This window comes from Mangrovihabitans endophyticus (genome assembly GCF_014646155.1).
In the GTDB taxonomy this organism is placed as follows: Bacteria; Actinomycetota; Actinomycetes; order Mycobacteriales; family Micromonosporaceae; genus Actinoplanes; species Actinoplanes endophyticus.
The window spans coordinates 334,155-350,666 of record NZ_BMMX01000002.1 but is presented as its reverse complement, the minus strand read 5'-3'; the positions used below and the strand labels follow the sequence as shown (position 1 = coordinate 350,666).

Genomic DNA, 16,512 nt, shown 5'->3' with positions numbered 1-16,512 from the left:
TGGGCCGTAGATCCTCCGGCGCCGCAAGCTCTCGCGGTATGGGACTTTCTGCTGCGAGACCTGCCGGTGACCCCCGGACATCCTCTCGCCGACACGTCGAATCCATCAGGTGACCTCGCCAAGGCGCTGTCCGACCGGAGTCTACGTATCGCTCGAGAGGTAAGTCTGCCTCTGGACCACGTCCGGCGTCGATCGCGAACAGGTCGCTGGAGTAGGAGCCCGGCCACACCGCGAACAACCGCGAGGTGCCCGCCACCGCCCGCTGGTACGCCTGCTCGCTAACGCCCTGCGTGACACTGCCGTCGTTGCCGACCTCGATGTAGCAGGTGGTGCGCAACTCGTACGGGAAGTCGTCGCCGGCCGCCGCGGCGCTGCGTGGCTCCATACGACCCTCCCGGGGTAGTGCGGCAATCCGTGCAAGCCTATCGAGGTCTGCACATTGGTCCAGTTCAATACACAATCGTGTCGCACAGCCTGTCCGTGCACGAGCCGGGCACCGTCGCCCACGACCAGAAGTCCCGCGAAGTGGCAGATGTTCGCGTGAGACACCCGGATCGCTCGCCTCGGTCCGGCACCGTCACGCATCGCCAAAGCTGATGAACCGGAGCAGCCGGAACTCGGGCTGTTGCCTCGCGCGCGGGCGGTTGACACCTCGTGGTCGAGGACATATCGCCCGGCAGCTTGCCTGTGCAGTGCCTGTGCGGGACATCTGCTGGGTGAGATGCGGCTGGTTCTGCCGACCACCTTCTGCGGTTGATCGAGCATCTGATCGGATCGGTTATCGGCCGCGGGTGTCTGTTTGTTTCGGGTGGCCTGCGCCGGCGCGGGTGATCCAGAGCGTGCGGTTGTCGTCGTCGATGGCGTACCAGATGCGTCCGGCGCCGGTGACCTCGTACTGCCATTGTTCGAGTGATGCTCCGCCGACCTTGACGGTGCCGAGCTGGCCTTTCAAGGGGTGTTGGCGCTGGCCGATGTGGCGAGGGTCGCTGGTCAGCGCTGTCCAGGCCCGGTCGAGGTTGTCGGGGATTGCCGTCAGAAGACGCTGCCAGCCTTGGAAGGCCTGACGATCCGCTGCTCGCACGGTCCAGGGGTTGGGCCGGGGGAGTTCCGCGCCGCGTCCGCTCATGCCGGATCGCCGGCCGGGCGGTCGAGGACGGGGCCGTCGCCATCGAACGGGCCCTGTAGGTCGCGGGCGAGTCGCGGGTCGGACCACGCTTCGGCGGTGGAACGCCATGATGCGAGATTGCGGGCGAAGGGGATCAGGAGGCCGGTGTCGGCGCCGGCAACGAGGTCGGCGAGCAGTTCGCGTACGCAGGTGAGGCGTTCCTCGGCTGGGAGCCAGGTCAGCCAGGGGAGTTCCTCGGCGAGTGCCTCTTCGGCTAGGTCGCGGTGGCGGCGGGCGAGGATGGCCAGCGATCGTGCCGCGATGCGAAGGCCGGTGGCGACCGCTTCGAACCGCTCGGCACGGCTGAGGATGAGATTCTCCTCGTCACGGCGCTCAAGAATGACGTCAGCGTCGGTGAGCGACGGCAGGACCTGAGAAGGCCCTCGAAGAAAAGAGCTGTACGGGAAGCTTTGCACCGACATGCCCCCAGTGTATCTGAAGTAGTTCAGATATGGGTGGGTTGTTGCTGGTCAAGCATGATCGTCTGATCATGGGGAGGAAGTATCCGTGGCCGCACCGAAGAAGTACCCCGATGAGCTGCGAGCGCGTGCCGTGCGCTTGTACCGCGAGTCGGACCCGAAACCGACGATCCGCCGGCTGGCCGAGCAGTTGAACGTGCATCACGAGGCGCTCAGGAACTGGATCCGGTGTCAAGGGTCAGGACGATTTCAGTGTCCGCTAGCGCGCGTCGCAGCTCCTCTGGGAGCTGCCCTTCATTGAGGCAAGGCGTTCGCGTGCACCGACATCCCGTCTATCAGGTTGAGGATCAGCGGTACGACCTGCTCGGTGAGTGGCTGACCACCGACCTCGGCACCTTTTTCATCGTCATCCTGGACGCGTTGGCGATGGCTGACGAGGCGGCTCGTGGCGAGCCGCCGTTCGACGAATGGAGCAGCGAAAACTACGCAGTGTCGTTCACGCCCACGGCGCTGCTGATCACCAACCTTTGAGTGCCCGGTGCCGAGGACGAGTTCGCGGCCGATGTCGCGCGGACGGCGATCGAGGACTACTGGCAATTCCTGGTCGCCCAGCCGCAACCACAGGCCATCAGGGAATACTGTCCCGACCTCCCGGAATGGCAGGCTGACCTGCTGCGGTGGGAGGAGCGGCAGGGCCCGCCCACCCCTACCGGGGACGGCTCTTCTAACGGCTCGGCCGGGTGGTGTGGGTGAGGTCGTTCAGCAGCGTGTCGAGCAGGCGTTCCTCCATGACGGCGCGGCCGGTTCGGGACATCAGCTCGGCGAGGCCGGGATCCCACGGCGTCGGCGCGGATGCACCGGAAAGGGCTACCCCGCTGCCCGCCGCACCGGCGTAGTCGGCCGCGCTCATCCGCCAGGGCACCGCGCCGGGGTAGCGGGTGAGCGCCGAGCCCGTGAGGCGCACTCCGGTCCAGTCGAAGTCGTTGCGCCAGCGGATCGTGGCGGCGGGAGCGGCGGCCAGCAGCGCGTGCACGGCGGCGGACGGGACGCCCTCGGTGCAGAGCAGCGGGGAGCCGGGACGCCCCGCCGCGGCACGCAGGATCGCCGGGTTCTCGCACACGAAGACGGCGGGCGCGTCGAGGTGCAGTGTGTACAGGCGTAGCTGGTGCAGGGTGGCGCGGAATGGTACGTGGTCCGCGGCGGCCGAGGTCAGCCAGTCGCCGAGTGGGCCGCCGGACGCGGGCAGGTTGAGTACCAGGACTTGGCTGGCGAGGTCGTCGGGGATCACGCCGGCCAGCTCCCACAGGGCGCGTTCCTGCTCCGCGCCGATGGGGGCGGGCAGCCCGTGCCAGGCGGCCAGGGCGCGCAGGACGAGGCCTCGGGCCGAGCCGCCGGCGAGGGCCTTGGTGTCGCCGAGGACCCGCTCGGCGAAGGCGGGCAGCGGCTCAAGGGCGGCGGGCAGGGCGTCGAGGACGGCGATGACCGAGGGGAACGGCACGCCGGCGCGGACGATGCGGGTGAGCGGCAGGCCGGCAAGCCAGCGCGTGAACCACGGCGTGCCGGCGTGGCGGCTGGTGCCGGCGAGGGATATGACGTCGTCGCGGGCGGTGGCTTCGCGGGCGCGTTCGCCGGGGCGGTCGCGGAACGGTCCGACCGCGTCGGCCAGGCCGAGGTCGTAGACGGCGCGCAGGTGCGCGTCCAGCTCCGCCAGCCATACGGTGACCCGGCCGACGCCCGGCGGCCGGTGCGTGCCGGTGATGCCGATGACCACGAGCCGTTCGGCGTCGTCGGGCATGGACAGAGAGATCGTGCCGTCGAGGGCGCCGCCGGTGCGTTCGAGGCTCCGCCTGGCCGCCGCCAGCAGCCGGCGCCAGCCGGGATCCGCGGTGAGGTCAGCCATGCGCGGCGGCCCGGGACGAGGGGGCGCCGAGAGCGTGCGCGAGGCTGCCGTCGAAGTCGGCGATGCTCGCGGTGCCGTCCCACACCAGCAGCACCGCCGAGACGGTGTGGTCCACGCTGGAGTGAGACAGGTCGTAGTGGGCGGCTCCGGTCACCGCGGGATAGGTGGCCCACAGGTCGTAGCCGGTCATGAACAGGTCGAGGTCGAACCGCTTGGCCAGCGCCATCAGCTCGCCGCGGCCGTTGTCGTCGACGCCGGCGAAGGCCTCGTCCAGGCCGAGCAGCCGGGGCGCGTCGGGGCGGGCGGAGCCGAACAGCGCGTTGGCGGCCGCGAACAGCGGCAGGTGCAGCGACACGGACTGCTCGCCGCCGGACAGCTGGCTGTGCCGCGCGCGGGTGAGCGCTTCCGTGACGCCGCCGGGGCGGTGCAGGGTGAACGCGAAGACCCGCCATTGCCGGTAGTCGAGGACCTCGGCGAGCAGGTCGCGGTAGGGCTTCTCGGGCGCCTGCGCGCGGGCCGAGCGGATCCGGCCCGCGAAGTGCCGCCGCAACGTGGTGAGCTGCGCCGGGCCGAGCCGGGCGGGGTCGCGTTCGAGCAGCTTGCACACCTCGCGTTGCTCGGCGTCGAGGTCGTCGGACAGGCGCCAGCCCACGCCGACGGTCAGGCCCGAGGACATCCGCCGGGCGCGCATCTGGGTGTCCATCGCGGCGACCAGGTCGCGGGCCTCGACCGTACGGCGGTGGATCTGCCCGGCGAGCTGGCCCAGCAGCGCGTCCTCGAACACCCGCTGCTCGGCGTCGGTGAGCAGCTGCTCCTGGTCGCGGCGTTCGGTGGCGATCCGGCCGGCGAATTGCGCGACCGGGCTCAGGCCCTGGTCGTCGGCGACGCGGACGACGATGACGCCCTCGTCGGTGTCCCACTCCGGCCGGTGGTCCTGACCGGCGGCGGGTAGCTGCGCTTGCAGGTCGGTGAGCGCGCTGGTCAGCCGGGTGGCGCTCTGTTTGAGTGACGTCTCGGTGGGGTTCAGCTCCCGGGTGGCGGCGAGAATGGCCTCGTGCAGCTCGACCACGGCCGGGTCGAGGTCGTCGCCGTCGGCCGTGGTGACGGGCCAGCGCAGGTCGCCCGGGGCGCGGATCAACCCCAGAAGATCGGCTTGCGCGTACGGGCGCAGCCGCACCGCCTCGTGCCGGGCCTCGGCCAAGGCGTCGTCGACGGCCTGCTCGCCGAGTTGCACGCGGGCCCGGGTGGCGGCCCGTTCCTCGGTGGCCGTGGTGAAGTCGTCGCGGGCGGCTGCGAGGGTCGCCTCTGCCGCGGTCACGTCCTTCTCGGTCTGCGCCACCTCGGCCAGCACCTGTGCCGCCTCGGCCCCGATCGCCGCGGACAGCGTGGTGAGCTCCTCGTCCTTCTCCGCGTGCCGGCGTGCCACGTCGAGGGCTTCCTGTTCGGCATCCCGGTGCCGGTCGCCCGCCTCGGTGTGCCGTTCCGCCGCGTCGTCCGCGAGGGACGCGGCCCGGGCGGAGGTGTCGTAGGCGTGGCGCAGCTCGATGCCGAGCCGGTCGAAGCGGCTCAGCGCGGCGGCCACGGCGTCCAGTTCGCCGACCGGCAGGGACCGCTCGGCCACGGCCCGGCGCAGGACCATGTCGGCGTGCGCCTGCTCGGCGACGGCCGCGTCGAGCCGGCTCGCGGCCTCCCGGGCGGCTTCCCGGCGCACGCGGGCTTCGGCGGCGGCCCGGTCCAGGCCGCGTTCGGCCTGCCGGATGGCGTCGCGGCCGGGCAGGTCGGCCGCGGCTCGCGTGGCCGCCGCAAGCACCTCCTGATGGGCATCGCGGTCGGCGGTCACCTCGGCCAGGGCGCAGTCCAGCTCGGCGAGGTGCCGGTCGCATTCGGCGATGCGCTCGGCGCGGCGGGCCGCCCGCGCGGTCGCGCCGATGTACTCGCAGCGCTGCTTGGTGAAGCTGCCCACGCCGGAGCCCTGGGCCCAGCCGCCGGACGCCGCGACGCCCGACGCGCCGGCGAGGTCGCCGAGGGCGATGCCGGTCAGGACTGAGGTGATGCGGGCGGCGGGCACGAGCTGCTGCTGCTCCTCCGGCAGCAGCACCGTGGCGAGCGTGTCGCCAGCGGCCGGGGTGGCGGCGCGCAGGTAGGCGTCCTGCTCTCCGGCGGCGAGGGCCGCCTCGGTGTCGCCGGTGGACGGGTGGACCCACGCGTCGAGCAGACCGGACGCGTGCAGCGCCGCCTCGATCGCGGCCGCCCGGTCCCCGGGCACCTCGTCGGCGAAGCGGACCAGCCGCCACAGCGGGGCGCCGGCCCGGTCCTGCCGCGGCGCTGGGCGGGTGACCACGGGTGGTGGGGCGTCGTCGTGCTCGGCGGCGATGCTGTCGCGCAGCCGTACGGTCTCGGCCCGCTCGGCGGTCAGCCGCTCGTGCCGGGTTGCTGCGGCTGCGAGTTCGTCGCGCACGGCGGCCAGCGCCGGGGCGACCCGCTCGGCGTAGAGGTCGCGCAGTGAGGGGGAGTCCACCGCCTCGGACAGGTCCTCGGCGAGCCCCGGCGTGGCCAGCCGGTCGAGCAGCCGCTCGTGGCGGGCGCCCCATCGGCGTACCTCCTCGGCGGTCCGGGTTTTGGCCTTTTCCAGCTCGATGGCGGCCTCTTCCTCGACGATCCGGGCCTGCTCGGCGGCGTCCCGGGCGGCGCGGTCGCGCTCGGCGGCGCCGGTGTGCTCCCGGGTCGCCTCCGCGAGCCGGTCCCGCAGATCGCGTACCACCCGCATGTCGTCGCGGCGTGCCTCCGCCCGAGCGGTGAGGCGGATCTCCAGTCCGTCGGGATCCGCGTCGGCCGCGGTCCACGCGATGCCGGCCGCCTCGGCCTCACCGGAGAGCTCCGCGGCGGTGCGGGCTGCCCGTGCGCGGGAGTCCTGGGCGGCGCTCACGGCCTGCTGCCACTCGGTGCGCCGTCGGCCGGCCGTGTCGCGGGCCGCAGCGGCCGATGCCCGCGACCGGGCGGCGGTCCCGGCCAAGTCGTGCACGTGCCGTTCGAGGTCGGCGAGCTGCTCGTGGGATCGGTACGCCGCCGAGCCCTTGAGCCGTTCCCGGTGGGCGCGCAGCCGGGCCGGCTCGCCCTCGACCGCGCGCAGCCGCTGCTCGGCCTCGTCGGCGCCGGTCGCCGCCCGGGCAGCGGCCTGCCTCGCCTCGGCCAGGGCCTCGCGGCGCTCGTCGGCCAGATCCCGCCGGGCAGTCACCGCGTCCGCCGCCGCCCGCGAGTGAGTCCGCAGGTAGGTGGCGTACACGGTCAGGAAGGCAGAGGTCGCGGCGTCGGCGGCGACCAGCCCTTCGAGCGTACGAGCGACGGCCTCCATGTCCTCGAACGAGCGCGCCGCGTCGGTCAGCAGGTGCTCCTCGACCGGGCGCAGGCCGCGCTGCAGCGTGCGGGACAGCTCGGCCGGGTTGAGGTCCTTCGCTAGCTGCGGCCGGCGCAGGGTCAGGACCAGATCGAGTAGCTGCTCGTAGCGGGCCGGGCCGAGCCCGAACAGGCGGGCGTCGACCAGGTGCCGGTATTCCTCGGCGGAGTCCACGACCGCCTCGGCGCTGAGCCGGTCGATCAGGTCACGCCGTGACACCGGGCGGTCGTCGGCGTCCAGCAGCGACAGGTCGGCGCCCACGCGGCCGTCCGCGACGAAATGCCAGCGGGTCACCCGGTCGTTGTGCCGGTGCGCGCGCAGGCCGATCCCGATGGTGACGAAGCTGGTGCCGTCACTGAACTCCATCCACACGTACGCGTGGGACAGCTCCTGCCCGCGATAGAGCACATTGGACTTCATCGTGCGGTCCTCGCCCGCGAACGGGTTGAGCCGGCGGGGCTCGATGCGCCCGTCGAGGATGTACGGGAAGAGCACCTCCAAGGCCTTGGTCTTGCCGGAGCCGTTGGGGCCGCGCAGCACCAGCCACCCGTCGACGAAGAGGAACTCCTCGTCGCGGTAGTCCCACAGGTTGATGATCCCGGCACGGGTCGGAGCGAAGCGAGACACGCGGTTCCTCAGAAGAGTGGTCGTTGCTTGACCTGGGCGACAGTGGCGCGATAGCGGCCGATCAGGGGGCGAGCGAGCACGCCGCCGGGCACGACGGTCACGGCGCCGAAGCGGGCCAGCAGCGCGGTCGCCTCGCTACGCAGCCGGTCGGGGTCGGCGTGCCACGCGGCGCCGAAGGCTGACCCGTACCGCTGCAGGATCTCGGAAGTGGCGTCACGCAGAAAGCTGTCGGTGATCAACGGAAGCCGGCGTTCCTCCAGGACATCTCGCTGCGGCTCGGTCTCCGGCTCGTCGGTCTCGGCGAGCGGGATCGCGGCGGGCAGGCCGAGATCCACCTGGACGGTCAGCCGGTCCTGGGCGTCGCGCGGGTCCGGCGCGGGCATCCGGCGAGCTCTGCGCCCGTCGGGGTCGCTCACCCGCTCGGCGATCTCGACCGCGAGCAGGACCGCGGCCTGCGCGACGGAACCCGTACCGGGGAAACGCTCCGCCGACCAGCCGACGGTGTCGACCAGCAGGACGCCCTCGGCCCGCCGTTCCAGCCGCAGCCCGGTCAGGCGGTGCAGGTCGGCCGGCAGCGCCTGACCGCGCAGGTGATTGACGAGGTCGCCGGGCACGTCGTCGTAATAGACGACCGGCCGTTCCACCACCGCCCGGCGGGCCGCCTGCGCCGCCGACCGGCGCTCCGCGTTGCCGCTACTGACGAACGAGCGTTCCAGCAGTGAGGTCACCGAGTCGAGCTGCTGCAGCACCCGAGGCGGGCGAAACAGCGCGAGGACGGCGTCGCGCTCGACGTCGTACAGAGCCTCGCCCGCGCGAGGGTCGCTGGCCCAGCCGGCGCTCGAGCCGTCCGCCACCCGCAGCACGCCGCGCTCCTCCAGCCAGGCGACCGCGTCCACGAACGCTCGCCGGTCCGCGCCCCGATCCGCGTCGAGCCCCAGCCCGGCGATCCGATTGGCGTCCCCGGCCACGGCGTCCGCCAGCTCGCTCAGGGTCGTCTGCACCCCGGCGCGGCCCAGCGCCGCCAGCGCGAGCGCCAGATAGGCGTACCGCTGCCGGTCGAAAGCCTTACCGGTACGCGAGACCGCCGGGCGCTGCGGGTCGAGCCCGTCGGCCGTACGGATCAACCGGACGACCCGGCCGTGCGACTCCAGCCGATAGCCGAACGCCTCGGCCAGATCCTGGCGCAGCGTGGCCGCGAACCGGCGGACGCGCGGCAGCGCTCGCTCGTCGGGCCAGCTCGCCGTGATCAGGGGATGCCGCAGGACCAGGCGGACCGCCCGCTGATAGTCGGCCAGCTCCAGATCCGGCACGTCGGCCGCGAACCTCATCCGCGCCCCTGGGTCAGCGCGAGGTCGTACCCGTCGAGGTGCAGCCGCCCGGACTCGGTGACCACCGTCGTGAAGCGCCCCGGGCGTGGTGTCAGGGTGAGCTTGACCCCGAAGGCGGCCGCGGCGACCGGCGCGTCCCGGCGCCCGGCGGCCCGCGCCGCGAGGGCGAGGTCCAGCAGCCGCCGCAGCACCGCCGCCTGCGGCTCGGTCAGCGGCGCGGTCGTGTGCACGAGCCCCTCCGCGGCGGCCGCCTGCCGCTTCTCCTCGGCGACCTGCCGCTCCCGCAGGACCCGCCGCGCGACGTCGCTGCGGTCGATCCGGGCCGGGCGCCCGTTGCCCTGCCCGGGCATCCGGCCGGACTGGACCAGCGTGCGCGACAGCTCGACCGCCGGCGCCTCCCACCAGGACAACCGCGTCGGGATCGCTTCCGGATCGGCGTGCGCAACCCCGGCGTGCCGCGGCGCACCCAGCCCGAACACCACGTCGAACAGGGCGTGCGCCGCGTCCTCGGAGCCCGCCTGCGTGAACCAGGCCGCCAGGTGCCGTAGCTGCGACTCGCGGCTCACCCCGCCGCGCCGCGACTCGGTGACCCGGCGCAGCAGGGCCAGCACGTCGCTGACCGCCGTCATCGTCGCCCCGGACAGCCGCTCGGCCTCGCTGGGGGTGTCCGCGCCGGGCGGCGCCAGCCAGGATCGCAGGCCGGTCCAGCGGCGGTGCCAGTCCGCCAGCCGCTCCGCCGGAGTCGCGAAGAGCCGGTCGTCGGCCTCCGCCGCCGCCTCGATCATGCGTTCCAGCCCGGTCGCCTCGGCCTCCTCGACCGCCTCCCGCAGCCGCGGGGTGTAACGCTGCAGCTCGTCGTGAAAGTCACGCAGGTGGGCCAGCAGAGCGTCCTTGTGCGACAGGAACACCTCGGGGCGTACGTCATGGGTGCGGCTCAGGTCCCCGAGCATGTGATAGAACCGCGCCGCCCGCTCGGCAACATCGGCCAGGGCCCGGTCGAGGCGGTTGAGCTTGCGGAAGACCTCCTCGCCGTCGCCCGCGGCGTTGGCGGCGGCCAAGGCTTTGAGATCGGCCAGCAGGTCAGCGAAGACCAGCCGGGACAGGCTGCTGTCCTCCAACCCGGCGGCGAGCACGCTCTCCACGGCCCGGTGGGCACGGTAGCCGGCCTCCGTGAACTGGTAGACCGAGTGCCGGTTGCGGTATTCAGAAAGCGTCGCCGCCCGGGCTCCGTCCTGGCCACGGTCGAGCACACCCCAGTCGACCAGGGCATCCAGCAGCCGGGGCAGCTCCAGCGTCGCCGGGTCGGGACACCCGGGGTGGGTTCCGGCCAGCGTGGCCAGGGTGGCGCCGACCTCGGCGGTGTGCAGCACGACCTGATAGCCGGACCGGGCGGCGTCGAAGGCCCGCAGCACCCACAGGTAGGCGAGCCGGTTGTCGGCGGTGACGTATCCGAACAGCCGCATCCGGTCGTCGAGCCCGAAGTCGTCCAGGCCAAACGACGGAGGAGCGGTTCCGGTGGTCACCGTGCCGACTGTATCGACCGCGACGCCGTACCATCCGTCGGGTCACCCGCTTCGGACGACGAGGTCTACTGAGGCCGGCCGCAGCATTTCTTGTATTTGCGTCCGGAGCCGCACCAGCAGGCGGCGTTGCGTTCCGGCGGCCAGTTGATGGTCAGGTGATCGGGTGCGGTCTCGCAGTATCGCCGTTTGGTGTTTGCGTCCGTCGGTGATCCGCCATGCTGACGTGCGAACTCGATGAGGGCGTCGACCTGGGCGGCGACGACGGTGATCGACGGGACTCCGCTGTCGCGTACCTCGCGCCACCGGTGTTCGGCGGCGTCGTAGTACTCGTCTTCCGGTTGCTCGTAGACGCCGGGCCATTGTTGCTGGGCGAGTCGGCGCTGGTCGCGTTGGAAGGTGAGCATACGGGTCTGCCGGGGGACGAAGCCGGAGTTCACGAAGTCGAGAACGTCCTCGGACGTGGTGGGCTTCTCCGGGTCTTGCAGTGGGGGGACGCGGGTGTCGAGCAGGTCGGGCGGGTGGCCGAGCTGCTGGCGTACGCGCTGCCGGTTGCGCAGCATGATGGTGGTGCCGATGGTGAGCAACTGGTCACGGCGGCGCAGTGCGTCGAGTTGCTCCTCGGTGAGGTGGGCGGCGGCGCGGTCGTACCAGCGGGCGGCCTGACCGAGGTTGCCATGAGCGGCGAGAAGTTCCGCGGCGAGTTCGCACTGCCGTTCGCCCAGGGCGGGATCTTTCGCTACGGCATTCAGTTCCGCGTACGCCATCTCGGTGTCGCCTGCCTGCAGATGCAGGTCGGCGAGTGAATGCGGGCGGCGACGAACAACGAGCCGAGCACCACCGGGCCGCTCCAGCGCGCCGCGTCGCTCGGCCGCACGCCGAGCTCCGGCCGCGCCGCGGGCGCGTGCCCGACCTCGAAGGCGAGCACGGGCAGCCCTGGGACGAGGTGCCCCCGCAGCACGTACACCCCGCTCCAGCCAGCCAAGGCCAGCAGCAGCACGGGGAGGGTGAGGGCCGACACCGGTCGCGGCCGACGGACGTCCACCGCGTACAGACAGATGAGCAGACCGCAGTCGACGATGCCGACGGGTGCGCCGGTGAGGAGATGAGCCGCTGTGCACAGGGTGCTGATGCCGAGCATCGCGACCGGGAACCCATTGCGCAGGCCCACCGCGGCGGCGGAGACGAACGCCGAAGCCCACCACGGCGCGCCCTGGTGGGGCGCCTGCCCGATCAGCAGCGCTGCGCCGAGGAGAGCCGCGGTGGGGGTCCAGTCGCGGATCGCCTCGTTCATGACCGTCCGAGCCTACGGGCCCAGGTCGCCAGGCGCGTCTGTCGCGAGTCGTGTTCCGGATCCGTCGTGCGACAGAGGCCAGCAGCGCGACACGGGCAGCAGGCTTGCCGCCATGAACACTCCTCGAACCTCGCGGCGCACGATGCTCGGCATGCTCGGCGCGGGCACGGTCGCCGCCGGCGGACTGCTCGCTACGGCCGGCATCCCTTCGGCCCAAGCCGGGGACACGGCATCCGGCAAGCCGGTCCCCTCGGACCTTGCGGCCCGGCGGCGCGCTGGACCAGCTGATCGCACATTGGCAGCCGCCTACTCCTACTCCGGCAACTACCTGCTCCTGCACGACGGCCACCCCGTACTGGCCCGCAGCTACGGCATGGCGGACACGAGCCGGTCACTGCCGATCACGCCGGACACCGTCTTCGGGCTCGGTTCGATCACCAAGGTGTTCACCGGCATGGCCATCGGCCAGCTCGTCCAGCAGAGCAAGATCGGCTACCACGAGAAGCTCGGCGGCTATCTGGACGGATTCGCCGCCGAGATAGCCGACAACGTCACCATTCATCACCTGCTCACCCACACCTCGGGCCTAGGCGACATCTACACCGAAGCCAACCAACCGATCATGAAGAGCTGGACCAGCGAGGCACAGGAGTCCGACGGCCTGCTGGCACTCGTCCGCGCGGCCCCGCTGAACTTCACGCCCGGCTCGGCGTACCTGTACAGCAACGTCGGCTTCATCGTGCTGCAATTCGTCGTCGCGGCCGTCTCCGGGCAGACGTACTACGACTACGTCCGCCAGCACGTGTTCCGGCCGGCCGGCATGGCGAGCAGCGACTTCTACACCCGCGACCAGTGTCGCGACAGCCGCAGGATCGCCCACCCGTACGCCGCGCAGGATCCGCGCAGCGGCGGCCCGCGCGTCGACCGCCTCAAGGACGGGATCTCCATGGGTACGGGCGCGGGGGACGCCTACTCCACCGTAGCCGACATGGTGGCCTTCGTCGGTGCGCTGAACGGTGCGAAACTCCTCGACGCCCAGCACACCTGGCTGGCGACGACCTCGAAGTACCCGGTACCGGTACCGGTACCGCCAGCCGGGAAACCGGCGCTGTACCAGTACCACTGCTACGCGCCGTTGGCCACGATGGTCGACGGGCACTGGTTCATCGGGCACAGCGGCGGCAGTTCCAACGGCTGGTCCGCGGTCTTCGCCTGGTATCCGGACGAGGGCTACGTATCGGTCGACCTGTGCAACTACGGCCCCGACGAGCCCCGGGCCGTCGCCCAGATCGGCTAGATGGCGAGGGAGATCATCATCGGGTAGACGACCACGGGACGAGCTGGCGGCGAATCCTGGGCGATGAGCAGTCTTCGGCCCCGGCTGGCTACACAAGGCTGTGCATCCCACCGGTGGTGTAGCCGGCCCGACCATGGGTCCCTATTACGCGTCGCTCGCCGGTGTCGGGGCCTTTCGCTCCGTGGTGGGCCTGTGGGCGCGTCTTCAGTATCTGGTCCGCACCGAGACCACGGGCGTCAGCGTACTTCGACGGAACCTGCGTGCGAACCCGTAGGTGACGAGTTCCGCCACCACATTGCTCTGGCCAGACTGGCCGTGCAGGCCGTTCTGGTCGGCGCTCGGGTAACCCTTACGGTGCCCGATCACGGCACCCCATACCTCAATAGATCGACACAGATTTATCCTCCGCGCCTCTTCCACGTTAGGGCACTTTTGAGTCATGGTGATATGACTCTGAGTTGTCTTCTCACGTGGGTGGCGCAGGGCGAGCCGACGATCGTCCGTGGCGCGACCTCCTCCGCGGAAGGCTGTCGCGTGGACACTGCGGTCATCCTGGACTGCTACACGGTTGAGCCCAGTGGCTTGGGCGTCCCGCCCTACCTCTCGGCATACGTACGTCAGGCATGGTCCGCCCTGAGCCGCAGCCCGGGATCTGAAGTTCACTACCTGACCATCGATGACGTTCGGTGGGAGCTCAACGGTGGTGAGCCACTGGTAGCTCCGCCCCAGTCCGACCCGCTCACGTACTCGGCGACATCCAACCGCGGTAACGCCATCAAGCTTCTCCAAGATGCGAGCACGGTGGTCATCGTGGCCGGCGACGCGGTCCCATCGGTACACCTGCACGCCCACAACGGCTCGATCGACGAGATCGTCCGTATCCTGGCCGGTGTACGAGGCCGCCGCGTGCTCCTCGGACCCATGGCCAACCACGTCTTGGCGAACACCGCTACCTACGCCGGGCTCTTCGACGCGCTCCACACGCACACCATCACCTCGAGAAACATAGCGTTAGGCAGCCGTGCCGGCGCCGAATACGCGCAACTGCGCTCCGACCGCGATTCGTTCACCGACCTGATCGGTCAGCTCGGCTGGGAGCCGGTCGGCGAAATCGAGCTCTACCGCGGCTGCACGCGCCGCCGGTACTGCAGCTTCTGCAACGAGCCGGTCAAGTCGTCCGCCGTCGCCTTCCGAGACCTCGACGACGTTCTGGAGGAGATCGGGCAACTCTATGCCGCTGGTGTCCGCCACTTCCGGCTCGGGCAGCAGACGTGCTTCTTCTCCGCCTGGAACCGCGACATCGCGACCATCGAACGCCTCCTCGCAGGGATCCGCGAGGCGTGCCCGGCCATTGAGGTCCTGCACATCGACAACGCCGACCCTCTCGCGGTAGCCTCGCCGGCCGGTGCCCGCATCGCGGCGCTCGTGGCCGCCTACTGCACCGAAGGCAACTGCGCACCCATGGGCATGGAGTCCTTCGACCCGACCGTGATCGAGAGGAACGCGCTCACCTGCACACCGCAGATTTTGCGGCGCGCGATCGACAACATCAACGCCGTCGGCAACCAGCGCGGCCCCGCCGGCCTGCCCGCGCTGCTGCCCGGAATCAACATCATCTACGGGCTACCCGGCGAAACTCACCGCACCCACCTGGCCAACCTCCGGGGCCTCGACGACCTGCTGACCGCCGGAGTGATGTGCCATCGCACCAACGTTCGGCAGGCCCGTGCCTATCCCGGCACACCACTGGCGACCATGACAAGGACGACCCCACCACCATCGCAGGAACATTTCGCCACCTGGAAGGCAGACGTCGACGGTGTCTGGGACCAGCCGATGAAGCAGCGGGTCTACCCCGTTGGACTACGGCTCCGTGGCCTGCATTCGTTCTTTGTGACCAGCCGCGGCACCTGGTTCCGACGTCTCGGCTCCTACCCGATTCAGGTCGTCGAACGCGACACCGTCGTACCGCACTACACCCCCGCCGACCTGACCGTCACCGAACACGCGGCCCGCTTCGTCTACGGAGTCCGCGATGCCGGCTGACGCCGCTGTCGACACCTTGGCACTGCTGGGGGACAGCCATTCACAGCTGCGGGAAACAGCCCACGTCGGGGTCCTCGTGCCGTGGGGTAACACCGTCGTGGAAACTGAACTGCCGCGGCTGGGTTTGGATCGGCTGGTCTTTCACCACGCCCGCCTGGTCCCGGCACGCCGATACCGCGACGCGGACAACTTCCTCGCCGAGATCGCCGCCGCAGTGCCCGAGACCCTCGGGCAGTTCGCCCGCTTGACATTGGCCGGAGCCCTGGTTGCCTGCACCTCTACCGGCTTCCTCAAACCGGAGGCGTACCGGCATACCGCGGTGCTGGACGCCTTCGAAGCGTTGCAGAACGTGCTCCGCGATGTGCAGGCGTCAACGGTTATCCTCGCCACGCCGTATCCGATCCGGCACACGCAAATCCAAGCGGCCCGGCTTCAGGAAGCCGGCTTCACCGTCCTCGACCACGCGAGCCTCAATCTCGGGCTCCTGGACGACTTCACCGGCGTAACACCGCATCAAATAGCAGACCTGGTTTACCGCATCGATGCGCAACAACGCCGACGCGCCGACGCGCTGGTGCTTTCCTGCACCGCGTGGCCGACCATTGAAGCAACCGTGTTGCTCCAACATGAACTCGGTATACCCGTGGTTTCATCGAATCTGGCTCTTGCCTACAACGCCGTACGTCTCGCCCGAGCCGTGGAGGCACGATGAAACCATCAGAAGCCGATGACCCATTCCATTCGCGGCTTAACCGCCTGGTAGCCCTGGCCGCCGCCCAGGACAACATCAGAGCCGACGTCGAAGCGAACCACGACGACAACCGATGGTGGCCAGCCTGGATCACCGACTTCCGGATGCGCATGCTGATCGCCGGCTGGAGCACCCGAATCTCCTACAACATGATCAATACCTATGCCGACGTAGTAGCAACGTCGGCCGGGATCGGCTTCGACGCGCTGAAGGAAATGCCCGACGACGAGCTCGCGAAGATCATCCAACCGCTCGGCCTACCCGCCGCGCGAATCAGCTACCTGCGGTCTTTGACCGCATTCCTCGACAACCGCGACAGCGACTATCTGCTGGAGGCCGACCCCACCGTCGTCATCGCGGACTTCGCCGACCAGGTCGCCCATGCGTCCTACAAAGTCGGGCAATGCTCCCTGCTATACGCACGCGGCTACTACTGCGGCATCATCCCTGTCGACTCCGGCATGATCACCCGGCTGGCGCCCGCCCTCGGTATGAGCCTGTCGTCCGGAGCGATCGCGCACGAGCAAATGCGCCTGCACCTTGAAGCGGCTCTCCTCGCGAACAGCGACTACTACACGCATCTGACGTACGAGCAGCACGCGGTCGCGTTTCCTGCCCGCGCGACGCCGTCGTGGTGGCTGCACCTGGTACTGATCTACTTCAAACGCCGATACCTCAACCAGCCCCACCCCAGAGTCTGCCGTCAACGGCCGTTCTGCAACGACGTCCTGGACTGCGCGCACAGCGACGCCATGGCGCTGGGATGACCAG

Annotated in this window: 15 protein-coding genes; 7 read left to right on the top strand and 8 right to left on the bottom strand. The window is 70.5% G+C overall.

All coding sequences use genetic code 11. The features are described from left to right. Nucleotides 1–778 precede the first annotated feature (778 nt). Nucleotides 779–1,126 carry a hypothetical protein gene (locus tag IEY73_RS06070; RefSeq protein ID WP_189078074.1) on the bottom strand — a complete coding sequence of 116 codons (348 nt, stop codon included), beginning with the start codon at nt 1,124–1,126 and terminating at the stop codon, nt 779–781. Continuing rightward, nucleotides 1,123–1,587, bottom strand: coding sequence for a hypothetical protein (locus tag IEY73_RS06065; RefSeq protein ID WP_189078073.1), 465 nt, complete (start codon nt 1,585–1,587; stop codon nt 1,123–1,125). Before IEY73_RS06065 ends, IEY73_RS06070 begins: the two co-directional genes overlap by 4 nt. Before the next feature lie 85 nt (nt 1,588–1,672). Between IEY73_RS06065 and IEY73_RS34335 the strand changes: the two genes are divergently transcribed. Genes IEY73_RS34335 through IEY73_RS33285 form a run of 3 tightly spaced genes read left to right on the top strand, consistent with a single transcriptional unit; the run spans nt 1,673 to nt 2,337 of the window. Next, entirely contained in the window at nt 1,673–1,885 is a 213-nt protein-coding gene (locus tag IEY73_RS34335; RefSeq protein ID WP_189078072.1) for a transposase, read from the top strand. A gap of 14 nt (nt 1,886–1,899) precedes the next feature. Next, nucleotides 1,900–2,115, top strand: a complete 216-nt coding sequence (locus IEY73_RS06055) for a hypothetical protein (RefSeq protein ID WP_189078071.1) — start codon at nt 1,900–1,902, stop codon at nt 2,113–2,115. Next, on the top strand, nt 2,116–2,337 hold the full coding sequence (locus IEY73_RS33285; protein ID WP_194505933.1) for a hypothetical protein: 222 nt from the start codon (nt 2,116–2,118) through the stop codon (nt 2,335–2,337). On the opposite strand, the gene IEY73_RS06050 is transcribed toward IEY73_RS33285, so the two are convergent. The 6 genes from IEY73_RS06050 to IEY73_RS06025 form a co-directional block, all read right to left on the bottom strand. Next, the gene (locus IEY73_RS06050; protein WP_189078070.1) at nt 2,309–3,484 is read right to left on the bottom strand and encodes a TIGR02679 domain-containing protein; all 1,176 of its coding nucleotides are present in this window, start codon (nt 3,482–3,484) and stop codon (nt 2,309–2,311) included. The two genes, IEY73_RS33285 and IEY73_RS06050, sit on opposite strands and share 29 nt — an antisense overlap. Further along, the gene (locus tag IEY73_RS06045) at nt 3,477–7,505 is read right to left on the bottom strand and encodes a TIGR02680 family protein (protein ID WP_229715586.1); all 4,029 of its coding nucleotides are present in this window, start codon (nt 7,503–7,505) and stop codon (nt 3,477–3,479) included. The genes IEY73_RS06050 and IEY73_RS06045 overlap by 8 nt, the downstream gene beginning before the upstream one ends. An 8-nt stretch (nt 7,506–7,513) precedes the next feature. Further along, entirely contained in the window at nt 7,514–8,833 is a 1,320-nt protein-coding gene (locus IEY73_RS06040) for a DUF2398 family protein (RefSeq protein ID WP_189078069.1), read from the bottom strand. Next, nucleotides 8,830–10,356 carry a TIGR02677 family protein gene (locus IEY73_RS06035; protein WP_229715585.1) on the bottom strand — a complete coding sequence of 509 codons (1,527 nt, stop codon included), beginning with the start codon at nt 10,354–10,356 and terminating at the stop codon, nt 8,830–8,832. Before IEY73_RS06035 ends, IEY73_RS06040 begins: the two co-directional genes overlap by 4 nt. Before the next feature lie 65 nt (nt 10,357–10,421). Then, on the bottom strand, nt 10,422–11,120 hold the full coding sequence (locus tag IEY73_RS06030) for an SEC-C domain-containing protein (protein WP_189078068.1): 699 nt from the start codon (nt 11,118–11,120) through the stop codon (nt 10,422–10,424). Beyond that, nucleotides 11,102–11,647 (bottom strand): hypothetical protein, encoded by a 546-nt coding sequence (locus IEY73_RS06025; protein WP_189078067.1) that lies wholly within the window; start codon nt 11,645–11,647, stop codon nt 11,102–11,104. The genes IEY73_RS06030 and IEY73_RS06025 overlap by 19 nt, the downstream gene beginning before the upstream one ends. A 112-nt stretch (nt 11,648–11,759) precedes the next feature. Between IEY73_RS06025 and IEY73_RS06020 the strand changes: the two genes are divergently transcribed. The 4 genes from IEY73_RS06020 (at nt 11,760) to IEY73_RS06005 (ending at nt 16,508) form a co-directional block, all read left to right on the top strand. Continuing rightward, nucleotides 11,760–12,944, top strand: coding sequence for a serine hydrolase domain-containing protein (locus tag IEY73_RS06020; RefSeq protein WP_189078066.1), 1,185 nt, complete (start codon nt 11,760–11,762; stop codon nt 12,942–12,944). Nucleotides 12,945–13,478: 534 nt separating this feature from the next. Beyond that, entirely contained in the window at nt 13,479–14,990 is a 1,512-nt protein-coding gene (locus IEY73_RS06015) for a radical SAM protein (RefSeq protein ID WP_189078065.1), read from the top strand. Beyond that, a complete protein-coding gene (locus IEY73_RS06010; protein ID WP_189078064.1) occupies nt 14,980–15,702 on the top strand; it encodes an aspartate racemase/maleate isomerase family protein in 723 nt (240 codons plus the stop codon). The genes IEY73_RS06015 and IEY73_RS06010 overlap by 11 nt, the downstream gene beginning before the upstream one ends. Continuing rightward, entirely contained in the window at nt 15,699–16,508 is an 810-nt protein-coding gene (locus tag IEY73_RS06005; protein WP_189078063.1) for a hypothetical protein, read from the top strand. Before IEY73_RS06010 ends, IEY73_RS06005 begins: the two co-directional genes overlap by 4 nt. Nucleotides 16,509–16,512: the final 4 nt, after the last annotated feature.

Excerpts from the sequence above, each read along its gene's own strand:
- IEY73_RS06070 (WP_189078074.1), bottom strand. The coding sequence starts at position 1,126 with ATGAGCGGACGCGGCGCGGAACTCCCCCGGCCCAACCCCTGGACCGTG.
- IEY73_RS06065 (WP_189078073.1), bottom strand. The coding sequence starts at position 1,587 with ATGTCGGTGCAAAGCTTCCCGTACAGCTCTTTTCTTCGAGGGCCTTCT.
- IEY73_RS06050 (WP_189078070.1), bottom strand. The coding sequence starts at position 3,484 with ATGGCTGACCTCACCGCGGATCCCGGCTGGCGCCGGCTGCTGGCGGCG.
- IEY73_RS06040 (WP_189078069.1), bottom strand. The coding sequence starts at position 8,833 with ATGAGGTTCGCGGCCGACGTGCCGGATCTGGAGCTGGCCGACTATCAG.
- IEY73_RS06030 (WP_189078068.1), bottom strand. The coding sequence starts at position 11,120 with ATGGCGTACGCGGAACTGAATGCCGTAGCGAAAGATCCCGCCCTGGGC.
- IEY73_RS06025 (WP_189078067.1), bottom strand. The coding sequence starts at position 11,647 with ATGAACGAGGCGATCCGCGACTGGACCCCCACCGCGGCTCTCCTCGGC.
- IEY73_RS06020 (WP_189078066.1), top strand. The coding sequence starts at position 11,760 with ATGAACACTCCTCGAACCTCGCGGCGCACGATGCTCGGCATGCTCGGC.
- IEY73_RS06010 (WP_189078064.1), top strand. The coding sequence starts at position 14,980 with ATGCCGGCTGACGCCGCTGTCGACACCTTGGCACTGCTGGGGGACAGC.
- IEY73_RS06005 (WP_189078063.1), top strand. The coding sequence starts at position 15,699 with ATGAAACCATCAGAAGCCGATGACCCATTCCATTCGCGGCTTAACCGC.